This is a genomic window from Sulfitobacter sp. HI0040 (assembly GCF_001634885.1).
GTDB lineage: Bacteria > Pseudomonadota > Alphaproteobacteria > Rhodobacterales > Rhodobacteraceae > Sulfitobacter.
In genome coordinates, this window is sequence record NZ_LWEX01000055.1 from 1 (window position 1) to 11,968 (window position 11,968).

Annotated in this window: 11 protein-coding genes and 2 pseudogenes; 7 read left to right on the top strand and 6 right to left on the bottom strand. The window is 63.2% G+C overall.

Annotated elements, in window-relative coordinates:
* From A3728_RS05040 to A3728_RS05060, 5 genes are all read right to left on the bottom strand, one after another.
* A partial coding sequence (locus A3728_RS05040) for an aldehyde dehydrogenase family protein (RefSeq protein WP_150120652.1) occupies positions 1-559 on the bottom strand: 559 nt, incomplete at its 3' end.
* Positions 560-598: 39 nt separating this feature from the next.
* Positions 599-1,039 (bottom strand): hypothetical protein, encoded by a 441-nt coding sequence (locus A3728_RS05045; RefSeq protein ID WP_067920830.1) that lies wholly within the window; start codon positions 1,037-1,039, stop codon positions 599-601.
* 10 nt (positions 1,040-1,049) lie between these two features.
* The gene (locus tag A3728_RS05050; protein WP_236628138.1) at positions 1,050-2,042 is read right to left on the bottom strand and encodes an ABC transporter substrate-binding protein; all 993 of its coding nucleotides are present in this window, start codon (positions 2,040-2,042) and stop codon (positions 1,050-1,052) included.
* Positions 2,039-3,229, bottom strand: coding sequence for a Gfo/Idh/MocA family protein (locus A3728_RS05055; protein ID WP_082850960.1), 1,191 nt, complete (start codon positions 3,227-3,229; stop codon positions 2,039-2,041). Before A3728_RS05055 ends, A3728_RS05050 begins: the two co-directional genes overlap by 4 nt.
* Positions 3,219-4,160, bottom strand: coding sequence for a PDR/VanB family oxidoreductase (locus A3728_RS05060; RefSeq protein ID WP_067920831.1), 942 nt, complete (start codon positions 4,158-4,160; stop codon positions 3,219-3,221). Before A3728_RS05060 ends, A3728_RS05055 begins: the two co-directional genes overlap by 11 nt.
* Positions 4,161-4,482: 322 nt before the next feature.
* Here A3728_RS05060 and A3728_RS05065 point away from each other — a divergent pair.
* Positions 4,483-4,908, top strand: a pseudogene (locus tag A3728_RS05065) (ISL3 family transposase); the annotation flags it as partial.
* Positions 4,909-5,512: 604 nt separating this feature from the next.
* On the opposite strand, the gene A3728_RS05075 reads toward A3728_RS05065, so the two are convergent.
* Positions 5,513-6,580, bottom strand: coding sequence for a nuclear transport factor 2 family protein (locus tag A3728_RS05075; RefSeq protein WP_067920836.1), 1,068 nt, complete (start codon positions 6,578-6,580; stop codon positions 5,513-5,515).
* Here A3728_RS05075 and A3728_RS05080 point away from each other — a divergent pair.
* The 6 genes and pseudogenes from A3728_RS05080 to A3728_RS05105 all read left to right on the top strand — a co-directional run.
* On the top strand, positions 6,579-7,994 hold the full coding sequence (locus A3728_RS05080) for an ABC transporter substrate-binding protein (RefSeq protein WP_330220261.1): 1,416 nt from the start codon (positions 6,579-6,581) through the stop codon (positions 7,992-7,994). The genes A3728_RS05075 and A3728_RS05080 overlap by 2 nt on opposite strands.
* A gap of 95 nt (positions 7,995-8,089) precedes the next feature.
* Positions 8,090-9,118, top strand: coding sequence for a carbohydrate ABC transporter permease (locus A3728_RS05085; protein WP_067920838.1), 1,029 nt, complete (start codon positions 8,090-8,092; stop codon positions 9,116-9,118).
* A 10-nt stretch (positions 9,119-9,128) separates the two neighbouring features.
* Positions 9,129-10,010, top strand: coding sequence for a carbohydrate ABC transporter permease (locus A3728_RS05090; protein ID WP_067920840.1), 882 nt, complete (start codon positions 9,129-9,131; stop codon positions 10,008-10,010).
* Between the two features lie 12 nt (positions 10,011-10,022).
* Positions 10,023-11,078, top strand: a complete 1,056-nt coding sequence (locus A3728_RS05095) for an ABC transporter ATP-binding protein (protein ID WP_067920842.1) — start codon at positions 10,023-10,025, stop codon at positions 11,076-11,078.
* A gap of 61 nt (positions 11,079-11,139) precedes the next feature.
* Entirely contained in the window at positions 11,140-11,685 is a 546-nt protein-coding gene (locus tag A3728_RS05100) for an ester cyclase (protein WP_067920844.1), read from the top strand.
* 76 nt (positions 11,686-11,761) lie between these two features.
* Positions 11,762-11,968: pseudogene (locus A3728_RS05105) on the top strand (histidinol dehydrogenase); the annotation flags it as partial.

Here is an 11,968-nt window from a genome sequence, read left to right on the forward strand (position 1 = left end):
CTTCAACCACCCGTTCATGTTCTGTGGCGGCAAGATGGCTGCGCCGCTGGCCGCCACAGAACATGAACGGGTGGTTGAAGGCGAGGATGCGGGCGACGACGCCCATCGGCTCGCGCAGGGTCAAGTTCACCCGGTTGGGGCCCATCGGGATGGTGTCGCCCTTCATCTCGGTCACGAGGCCCGCGAAGAACTCCATCTGCGTCGCGGCGATGGTCGCGTCGCCGCGCATCTCGGTATAGGGGTTGCCGCAATTTGCCGCGTCGATCATAGCCAGTTCGTCGCCATTCGCGCGTAGCAGGCGGGCGATTTCCTTGAGGATGCGCGCCCGCTCCAACGGCGCCACGTCGCGCCATTCCAAGAACCCCGCCTGCGCGGCGGCTACGGCGGCATCAACGTCATCGGCACCCGCATCGGCGACGCTGGCCAGCACAGCGCCGGTGCCGGGGTTCAGCGTGTCGGCACGACGGCCCGACAGCGGCGCGTGCCAGGCGCCGCCGTGGTAAAGGTCGGTCCGGGCGGGGAGAACCTGCTGCGGAGCGGGCGGGGTTTCATGCGGCATGGCCGGTCCCTCTGTCTGTCTTGGATTGAAAGGGGCGGCTCAGGCGTCCGACAGCAGTGCCAACAGGCGCTGGCCGGTCATCACTTCGCGCATGGGCAGCTTGGCGGCGGTGGCGTCGAGCTCGGTGTCGTAGCTCAGGCCCCGCCCATCCCAGAACCACCAGTAAACGATGTTGCCCTGCTTGTCGCGGATGGGCGTGCGGAAGGTCGGAAAGTCGCGATGCTCCTCGGGGATCTCGGCTTGCCCAAGGTTGGTGTAGGACGCGCCCGCGCGCTCCAGCGCGGTTTGCAGCGGGATCATCGCCACGAATTCCGTGGGTCCCCCCGCCAAGGCGGTCGCATCGCCCGCACCGCCTTCGTGCAGGCCCTTGATGGCGCGCACCACGGGCGGATAGCTCGCATGCAGATGGGTCAGTTGCACATGGGCCTTGCGGCCCGAGACGTCGATCTCGATCACGTCGCCGGGTTTGAAGTCGGTCATGGTATCCTCCTCACAGGCTGTAAGCTTCGTGCGTTGCCGGATGGAACAGTTCGTCGACCGCGACGCGGCGCGGCGACAGGCCCTGTGCGTGGTGATAGGACAGGAAACGGTCCAGCACGTGCTCGTTACCGGGCAGGCCGTAAGTCCAAGGGTCCGTCCCCATCAGGGCCTGCGCGCGGTTTAGGTTGTCTTCGACAAAGGGCATAGTGACCTTGGTGGCCGAGGTGTCCTGTAACGCCTCCTGCGCCAGCGCCTTGGCTTGCGAAAACCCTTTAAGCAGCGCGCCGGGCAGCCAGGGATGCGCGTCGGCGATGGACCGGCGGATGCCGAGCACGTGCATGATCGGAAAAATCTTCGTGCGGGAATAGAAATTTTCGGCCGCGCCCACGCTGTCGGAAAACAGCCGCCCCACATGCGGGTGCCCTTCGGCGAAACAGCGCGGCCAGCGCGGGCCGATGAAGCCGTCGATCTCGCCATCGGCCAACATCTGGTTCAGCGTCGCGCCCTCGGGCGCGGCGACGACCTCGACATCCGACGGCAGGTCGACCTTGATCTTCTCGGGGCGGCCGGGCGTGTCCATGCCGCCGCGCACCCAAGTCACGTCTGACGGTTTCACGCCGAAATCCTCCTCAAGGATGCCGCGCACCCAGACATTGGCCGACAGCTGATATTCGGCGATGCCGATGCGCTTGCCCTTCAGGTCCTCTGGCCGGTCGATCCTCTTGTCGGTGCGGATATAGACCGAGGTGTGGCGAAACGCGCGACTCAGGAACACCGGGATCGCCACGTAATGCGCGTCGCCCCGCGCGACCGAGATCGAATAGGACGACAGCGACAGTTCCGATACGTCGAAGGCCTGGTGCCGGAAGGCGCGAAAGAACATCTCTTCGGGCGACAGCAGCATCGGGATGGGATCGACGCCGTCGATCTTCACGCGGCCGTCGACGATGGCGCGGGTGCGGTCGTAATTGCCCATGGCAATCGAAAGGGAAATGTCGGTCAAGTCTGGGTCTCCTCGGTATCGATTCCGCATTGGCGGGTCAGGGTGACAGGTTGGCGCTGGTCGGCCGATGTCAGGATCGCGTGGCACACTTCAAGACTGGCACGGCCCCACCGCGCGGTCTGGGCGGGGGCGCGGCCTTCGCGCACCGCATCTACGAGCGCGTCAATGACGGGCTTGCGCGGCGCGGGGTCCAGCGGCGCCTTGATGAAGCTGCGCGCGTCGTCGCCGAACAACTCGACGCCGCCGGGCGACAGGCGCAAGTCGGCCCGGTCGCAGCTGATGATGATCGGCCCGAAATGCTCGTTCGCGTCGGGCACAGGCGGCTCGGCCCCCTCGCCATAGGTGCGGGTCTGTTTCAGCCGCGCCTCGGCGCCCGGATCCAGATCGCGCAAGGCGCGCCGCGCGGCGCCATACTTGGTCGGGTCCTTGCGCCCGCCCAGCTCCGCCACGTCATCCATCCAGATGTCGCTGTCGAAATGCGCGTAACCCGAATAGGTCAGGCTGGCGAAGGCGCCGCCCTCGAAATCCAGTATCGCGGTGTAGGCGCCCTCGGTCGGTCGCGCGGGGTCCCACGCGCCGGTCATGGCATAGACGCTGCGCGCCCGCCCGCCGCACAGCAGCCGCACGATGTCGATCTGGTGCACCCCCTGGCTGAACAGCACGCCGCCGCCTTCCTCGGTGCGCAATTCCTCGGGGCGGCGCGGACGGTAGAGGAAATCGGTATAGTTGAACGCCTGAACCATCCGGACGTGGCCGTGATCGCCCGACGCGATCATCCGACGCGCGAGCGCCACCGGCGGGTCGAAACTGTGGCTCGGCCCGACGATCAGATGCACTCCTGCGGCCTCCACGGCGGCCACCATGCGGTCGGCGTCCTTCATCGTCACGGCCAGCGGCTTGTCGACGAGGATGTGTTTGCCGCCGGCCGCCACGGCCGCGACGTGATCGCCATGCATCTGGTGCGGCGTAGCGATATAGACGGCCTCCAGCTCAGGGTCCGCGGCCAGCTCCTCGATCGTTGCATATCCGCGCCCGCCGAACTCGGCCACGAAGGCGTCGCGGCTTTCGGCGCGGGGGGCCGCGGCCGCCACCAGCCGCACGCGATCGTCGTTGCGAAAGGTGGGCAGCATCAGCATGAAGGCCCGGCCTAGCCCGACGACGCCAAGGCGCACCGGCTCAGAGGTCAAGAACCAGCTCCTCGCCACCCTTGGACCGGGACACGCAAATCATGATCGTGCCGTCCTTTTCGTGGTCCATCAGCACCATGTCGCGGTGATCGACCTCGCCCGCGATGAGCTTTGTCTTGCAGGTGCCGCAGGTCCCGCTTTCGCAAGAGCTGACCGTGGGCACGCCCGCGTCGCGGATCGCCTCAAGGATGGACCGGTCCTCGGGCACGGTCACGGTCTTGCCGGTCTTCGCGAGCTTCACGTCGAAGGCCACGTCGTCGGCGCGCACAACCTCGACGGGCTTGAAATCCTCGAAGATCACTCGTCCTTCGGGCCAGTGGCCGGAAATTGCCTCAATTTCTTCAAGCATCGGCGCGGGGCCGCAGCAATAGACCTTCATATTCTTCGGCACTTCGAACTCGTCCCAGAAATCGAACACCTCATCGGGGTCGCCCCCATCGTGGTGAATGGTCAGATTGTCGCCGAACAGTTCGGTCATCTCCTGCAGATATGCCGTGTCCCCGGCGGTGCGGGTGCAGTAGATCACGCGATACGGCTTGCCCTCGCGCGCCAGATGTTGGCCCATGGCATAGATCGGTGTCACGCCGATGCCGCCCGCGATCAGCAGGTAATCGTCGGCCTCGGTCAACTCGAAGGTATTCTCCGGCGGGCTAACTCGCATCTCGGTGCCCTCGGTAGCCCCGTCATGCATAGACGCCGACCCGCCGCGCGAGTTGGCCTCGTGCTTCACGGCGATGACGTATTGCTTGGGCGCATCGCCGTCGTTGACCAGCGAATAGCGGCGCATGGCGCCCGACGGCGTCTCGATGGTCAGGTGTGCGCCGGGGGTGAAGCCCGGCAGTTCGCCGCCGTCCACCGGCTCCAGCGTGAATTCGCAGATGTGTTCGGTCAGGGCGCGACGGGCCGCAACCTTCATGTTCAGATCGTCCATGCAATCCCCTCTGGCTCCTCCGGAACCCGCACGCGATGGCCGGGTTGGGTGTGTTGCGTCGGTAATACTTAGGTATCTAAGTTTTTGTCAAGCCCAGGCAAGATCATATCTTCGCAAGGCTTTTCATCCCTGAGCGGCGCGCTAGAACTCGGACCGATCCAAACCGGCAGCACGAAGGGTATCAGGGCGTTGCAGATGAAATGACTTGGGCGGGACGGCCCCGAGGTCTCGAAATTCGGAATCGGGGCAATGTCTTTCGCAGGTGCTTACGGCGATGCCACGGTCGAGCAATGCCACGCTGTCTTCGACGCTTGCGACGCGGCGGGCGTCACGCACTGGTCACACGATTTCCCCAGTCATCGCGGCCGCGCTGTGCATCAAGCCCCGCGGAAAGCTCACCCCGGATCAGGTGCGAAAAGTCGACGCGCTCAAGGCCGGTTCTCCCGCCTTCGCAACGATGCGCAGCCTCGCCATGCGGTTCCACGGTATCCTGCGCAGCAGGGTGGCAGACTCACTGCCTGCGTGGATCGACGACGCGATTGAAACCGACTTGGCGCCAATCGTGCGCTTTGCCCGCACCTTGAACCGGGACTACGATTCCGTGAAAAACGCCATCGAGATGTCCTGGAGCAACAGCCAGGCGGAAGGTCAGATCAATCGCCTGAAGACCCTCAAACGCGCCATGTATGGCCGAGCCAGTCCAGAATTGTTGCGGGCGAGAATGCTACCGTTCCGCCACACAAATTGAGGCAGAGTCTTTATAGGTGAGACACGGCGCGCTGAGCGGCATTTCTTGCCTTTAATTATGAGGTTCCGCCTCCGGAGGTAGAGCCATTCTCCGGCTTCGCTCCGCGATCCGACCAATCGTGGCGAGGAGTCGGGGCTCCTTTTCGTAGGTTCAAAGCAGGGCGGCATACGCGAAGTCATCGATACCCGTGCTGAACATTGCTGCCCTGAGCAGTGAACGAGCCTGGACAAACGCGAGGACGGCGAGGCAGAACAGCCTCACTTCTGGTCTCGGACTCTGAAGCGCGTGCACCGGTTCACCGCGGACAGCGCGGAGCGCCATCGCGAAGGTAACCGCCCGCATGGCCCGACGAAGGTGCATGGAGCGGTCGGATTTGATAGCTGGCTCGAGCAACCCTGCCCCGCTCCGCGCGCTGCGCAGCAGCTCTTCAGGTACAGGCGGATCATCGGATTTGGTGAGGATGGGACGAAGTCTTGTCCCGTAACTTGCAGTCGAACGCCCAAGACTGCCGCTAATACTTCAGCGCGAGGCCGCTTCGGGAATAGTTGGGGTCGCAACCCACAGCATCGCGCCGCGATTTGCATAGGTTTGCAATCCCGCGTTCTCATCGCCCGCGCCGAAACTGGCTCTGCAATCGGTCGAGCACGTCCACACCCATCTGTATCAGCAGAGCCAGAATATCGAGCGGTACCCAGTTCTCGCGGATCAGCCCCTCATGATGGAGGTAGAAATCCATCACACGCATGGTGACGGGCTTCCCGGTGGCGCCGACGCCAAGGAAATCCGGCCCGGTGTGCAGGGCAAAGACGCTGGGCCAGCCGCCGGTCACGGAATAGGCGCCGTCACCGACTCGGATATAATGTCCGCCGCCGTAGCGCGCCTTCTGGTCTGCGATCTGTTCCCACTGCCCGCCTCCCTTGCGACCAGGAAAGGCGCGCCGAAAGGGCAATTGGTGATAATCGACGAATCCCTGAAGTCCCCGGGTCGTGCCGATACCCGAGGGACCGTACCACATCATCTTGGAATGCCAGTGATCCTTCTGAGGCATGGTCAGCAGGCCCTCACGCCCGGCATCTCCGAAATCATTATAAGCGGCTAATGTGCTGTGCATGGCAAGGGTCTGTGCAATGCTGGCAGCACCTTGAGCCGGGTCTTGCGGGGTCAGCAGCAGCCCGTCGGCCGTAATCGGGCCGGGCCACATGCCTTCGGTCCCCAGGCTGGGCGCAATCGGCCAGAAGCCCGCCTGCCGGATCACGTCGAGCACGTCCCAGAGACAGTTGGTCTGTATGATTCGCCCATCGCGCACCTCATGCACCTCTCCGTACCGAAGATAGACCGGACGCCCGGTGGCGGGTATGGTCAGCCAATCCTCGCGGAAGGTGCCGCAGTAGTGGCCCATCATCGCCACGTAGTCGCGGCCCTCGTAACGCCCACCCATGACGATCAGGTCGCGTCGCTCCAGATCGGGGAATGACGCCATCAGCGGCCCGTAAAGCGAGGTTGCGAGAAACTCCAACCCCTTGCCTTCATTGATCGGATGCGCGGCGCGAACCTCGACCTCGGGGTGATACAGAGCCTCCGCCTGCGCGCCCAGCCTATCGGGCCCGGCGTCGCAAAGTGCTGCAAGGCCGATGTGAAACCTAGCCTTCAATGCGGTGATGTCTTCGGTCATGTCGATCTCCTTCACGGCGCATTCTGCCGCCGGAAAGAAAATATTGCAAACGTATTCATTTGCTAGTATGATGCTCCTCAAGCTTGGCGTCGCCTCGGGTGCGCAAAGCGGAAAACCACGTGACGTTGCCCCGGCGGGAGGCTGGAAGGCGCGCGAACTTCTGACGGGAGAGATCGGAATGAATTTCAGGATCAAGGCATCGGTCGCGGCTGCCGCGTTGATTGCATCGGCTGGCGGCGCATGGGCTGATTGCGGCATCGAAAGCGGCTCGGTCCGCATCTTGTCGAACGACTTTCCGGCGCTGTCCGCAGTGAACGACCGCGCCGCCGAATGTGCGACGAACAGTGTCGAGGTCACCGCCAACCAGACCACCGAGCACCGCAACATCCAGGTGCCGGCCCTCAGCGCCGACCCGGCCACCTATACGGTTGCCGTGGTTGCGACCAGCTCGATCGTTCCGCTGCTGTCCGACGACCTGATCCGCCCGCTCGACGTTTATATCGAGAAATGGGGCGACCAGCTTCTCGACAGCCAGAAGATCGTCGTCGGAGGCAAGACCATGGCAATTGCCTTCATGGCGAACGCGCAGCATCTCTACTATCGCGACGACGTGCTGAAGGAACACGGTATCGAGGTGCCCGGCACCTATGACGAACTGTTCGCCGCCGCCGACAAGCTGCAACAGGAAGGTTGGGAGTATCCCCTGTCATCGAACTTCATGCCTGGCTGGAACCTCGCGGCGGAGTTCATCAACCTCTATCTCGGCACCGGCGGCCAATTCTTCGAGCCCGGTTCGGCCGAGCTTGCCATCGACAACGAGGACGGCATCACCGTGCTCGAGACGATGAAGAAGATGACCGAGTACATGAGCCCCGACTACGTAACCTATGACAGCAACGCGCAGACCCCGATCTGGGAAGCGGGCGAAGTCGCGCTGTCGGTCGCCTGGGGCTCGCGCGCGGCCAACTACATCGGCGAGGAGGCACCTGATCAGGAGATTGCCGCCAGCACTGCCTTTGCCGCGGCGCCGACGCTGGGTGACAGCACAACGCCCACGGCCGCCTTGTGGTGGGACGGGTTCACCATCGCCAAGAACATCTCGGACGAGGATGCTGAAGCCTCGTTCCGCGCGATGATGCACGGTATCGCGCCCGAAGTGCTCGAGGGCAACATGGACAAGGCGGTCTGGCTGATCGAGGGGTTCGAGCCCACCCGGGCCGCCGACGGTGTCATTGCCAACCTTCAAGGCAAGGCCAAGCCTTACCCGATGTTGCCCTACATGGGCCTGCTGCACGTGGCGCTCGGCGACAACCTGTCTGAATTCCTGCAAGGCAGCGAAAGCGCCGAGCAGGCGCTGGCCGACGTCAAGGCGGCCTATACGACAGCGGCCACAGAGGCCGGGTTCCTGAACTAAGAAACCACCTGAGAGAGGCCGCCGCGCGGCGGCCTCGCATCTTCCGCGACGACGGATGACCTCGTGCCGGAGTTCGGCACGGCAAGGGGAAAGCCATGCCACACAAGACCTTCATGGCCTTTATCTGGCCCTCGCTTCTGGCAATGGTTCTGTTCATCGCGCTGCCGATCATCTCGGTCGGGTATCAGTCGCTTTACATCGAGCATGAGCAGATCCTGATCGAGTCCGAGACCTGCGGCCCCTTCGGCTGCGACACCGAAGTCAGCGTCGACGCCCAAGCCATGGCGCAGCTACGCGAAGAACAGCCCGCCGGGCGGTTCAACGGCGTGGCCACCTATACCAACGTTAGCCATCTTGCCTTTGACGAGATCGGAGAGATCTTCGCTACCAGCGAGAACTTCGGCGAGATCCGCAACAGGATCATGAACCTGCCGTTCTACAAGGCGCTGACCTTCACCCTGGCCTATACCTTCATCGTGACGCCGCTGGTAATCCTCCTCGGCTTCATCATCGCCGTGGTGGTCAATTCGATACCGAAGTTCCTCAAGGGGCCGGTGATCTTCTTTTCCCTGCTGCCGATGTTGGTGACGCCCCTCGTCGGCTCGCTGGTCCTTTACTGGATGATCGACAGCCGCGGCATTATCGGGGCCGGGTTGCAGGCGCTCTTTGGTGATCCGTCACTGTCGCTCAAGGCTTCTCCGGTGCTGACCTGGATCACGCTTTTCGTTTACGGCGTCTGGCACTCCGCGCCCTTTGCCTTCGTCGTCTTCTACGCCGGGCTTCAGACCGTGCCGCAGGACACCATCGAAAGCGCCATGGTCGACGGCGCCAGCCGGTGGGAGCGAGTGCGCTTCGTCATCGTACCCTACCTGATGCCGCTGGCCACCTTCATTGCGCTGATGCAGTTGATGGACAACTTTCGGGTGTTCGAGCCGATCATCGGCTTCTCCGCCGCCGCCAGCGCCACCTCGCTGAGTTACCTCATCTACAACGATCTGCGCGCCTCGGAGTCGCCGCTCTTCGGCTCAGCCGCCGCGACATCGCTGCTGACCATCCTCGGCGTCATCATCCTGCTATTGCCGGTCCTGCGCCGCAACTGGCGCGAATTCAACCGCAAGACCTGAGGGGGCCGTCATGTCCAATCTTGCCGACAAGAAACCACCATCGCTTGTGGCCCTGTCGACCGGCTTCGTGCTTCTCTGGCTGGTCATTGCCGCCTTCCCGTTCCTCTGGACCATGTGGGGCTCGTTCAAGGTCGAGGCCGATTTCTTCTCCCGCGCCGACTGGATGAACGCGATCACCGGACCGGTGACCGAACGCCAGTACGGCAGTCCCTTCACCGGTGCGGGTTATGAGGGCGCCTGGGTCGAGCAGGAGTTTTGGCGCGCGGTGCTCAACACCGCCCTCGTCACCTTCTCGGTCGTGGTGATCTCGCTCACGCTGGGCACGCTGGGCGGCTATGCGCTGGCACGCTCGGGGTTCAAATACACTTTCTGGCTGCTGATGGCCGCGCTGGTGTTCCGCGCCATGCCGCATGTTACGCTGGTTTCGGGCTACCTGCTGCCGTTCTTTCAGCTCAATATCTGGGGTTACCTGCCCACGACGATCATCGTGCTGGTGGCGATCAACCAGCCCTTCACGCTCTGGATGCTGCACAGCTTCTTCCTGTCGATCCCCAAGGATCTGGACGAGGCCGCGATGGTCGATGGCTGCACCCGGTTCCAGGCCTTCCGGCTGGCGATCATCCCGGTAATGTGGCCCGGCGTGGTGACGACGGGTCTGTTCAGTTTCCTGCTAGCCTACAACGACTTCACCGTCACCTCGATGCTGCTGACCCAGGAGAACGCGACCATGATCCCCAAGATCAACTCGTTCTTGGGGTCCACGCAGGAAGAGGGCAAAGTGATGTACGCCGTCGCCGCCGTTGTCTCAGCCATCGTGCCGCTCTTCGTGCTCATTCTGTTTTTTCAACGTCAAATCGTGAGCGGCCTGACCGCTGGCGCCGTCAAGGGATAAGGGGCTTCTGCAATGGCCAGACTGCAACTGAAAAACGTCAACAAGCGTTGGGGTGCCTTCGTGGGCGTCGAGAACTTCGACCTCGAAATCGCGGACCAGGAATTCCTTGTCCTGCTCGGCCCCTCAGGCTGCGGCAAGTCTACCACCATGCGGATGATCGCCGGGCTGGAGGACGTGACCGAGGGCGAAATCCTGTTCGACGACACGGTCGTCAACAAGATGGAGCCGAAGGACCGCGACATCTCGATGGTGTTCCAGTCCTACGGGCTTTATCCGAACCTGTCGGTCTACGAAAACATCCGCTTCCCTCTGCGCGTCCGTAAGGTGCCCAAGGAGAAGCACGAGGAAATGGTGATGAACGCGGTCCGCATGACCGAGCTCGAGGATTTCATGCACCGCCGCCCCGCCGAGCTCTCAGGCGGCCAGCGCCAGCGGGTGGCGCTAGGCCGAGCCATCGTGCGTAAACCCAACATCTTCCTGATGGACGAGCCGCTGTCGAACCTGGATGCCAAGCTGCGCGTCAGCACCCGGGCGCAGATCAAGAACCTGCAATCCAAGCTGAAGATCACCACCGTCTATGTGACCCACGACCAGATCGAAGCCATGACACTGGCCGACCGCGTGGTGGTGATGAACAAGGGCCGGATCCAGCAGGTCGGCACGCCGACGGACATCTACGACAACCCCGCAAACACCTTCGTCGCCAGCTTCATCGGTTCGCCCGCGATGAATCTTGTTGAGGGCAAGCTGGAAAACGGCGTGTTCCAGGGCGACGGCATCCGGGTCGAGGGGCTGCCCACCGGGCCTTCGGGCGACATCACGCTGGGCTTCCGCGCCGAGGATGCCGAGATCGTCGGGGGCGGCGGTCAGATCGCCGCGCCGATGTATTCGATCGAGCTTCTGGGCGAGGCCACGATGATCACATGGCGGCTCGGCGGCGCATTGGTCTCGATCAAGACCCACAAGGAGTTCCGTGCCGAGATCGGCGAGATCGTGCATGCCCGCATCCCGGCCGGGATCTGCCACCTGTTCGATACCGCCTCCGGGGAAAGGATCGCCCGCGGATGACGGCGAATCGACACTTTGTCCGCGAACCGTTTTCGCCAGACATGAGGAAGGACAATCCGAGATGAACGACAACCGCCCCGAGCAAGCGGTCCTGACCCGCGACACCGACATGACCAAGACCGAGGAGACCCGCGCGGTGATCGAAGGCATGGTCGACGGTCTCAACGATCACCGGATCGACGACATCGGCGAGTTCTTTTCCGCGGGTTTTCGCTGGATGGGTAATGCCGGCTGCGGCACCAAGTACGGGCTGAAGGAATTTCAGGACAATTGGCAGCGGCCGTTTCAGGCGGCGTTCTCCGAAAAGGTCTGCATTGACGAGGCCCGGCTCTACATGGGCGAATGGGCCGCGGCCTTCGGCCGGCAGGAAGCGACGCATTCCGGAGAATTTCTCGGCATCGCGCCGACAGGCCGCCGGGTCGAGATCCGCTACATGGATTTCTGGAAAGTTGTCGACGGCAAGATCGTCGACAACTGGGTGAATGTCGATTTCGTCCATGTCGCGGCGCAGCTAGGCATCGATCTGTTCAATGGCGAAGGCTGGGAGGCCTATGACCGCGGCCTGCGCAAAGCCCCGCGGCCAGGCGCGCCGTGTGCCGCCGAGTGAAACCGCGTCCTGGGCCTGTCCCGGGACCTCACCAACCAGGAGGCCCCGGATCAGGTCCGGGGCGGGAGAACGCAAAATGGCAAAGCAATACCTCAAGCGCGGCAAGTCAGAGACCGACCGTGCCGAAGACGACGCCAAGACCGCATCCGTGGTGGCTTCGACGCTGAAGGACATCGAGGCACGGGGTGACGACGCGGTCCGCGAACTGGCAGTGAAATTCGACAAGTACGATCGGGGAAGCTATCGCCTGACCGAAGGCGAGATCGCGGCGATCATTGCCAAA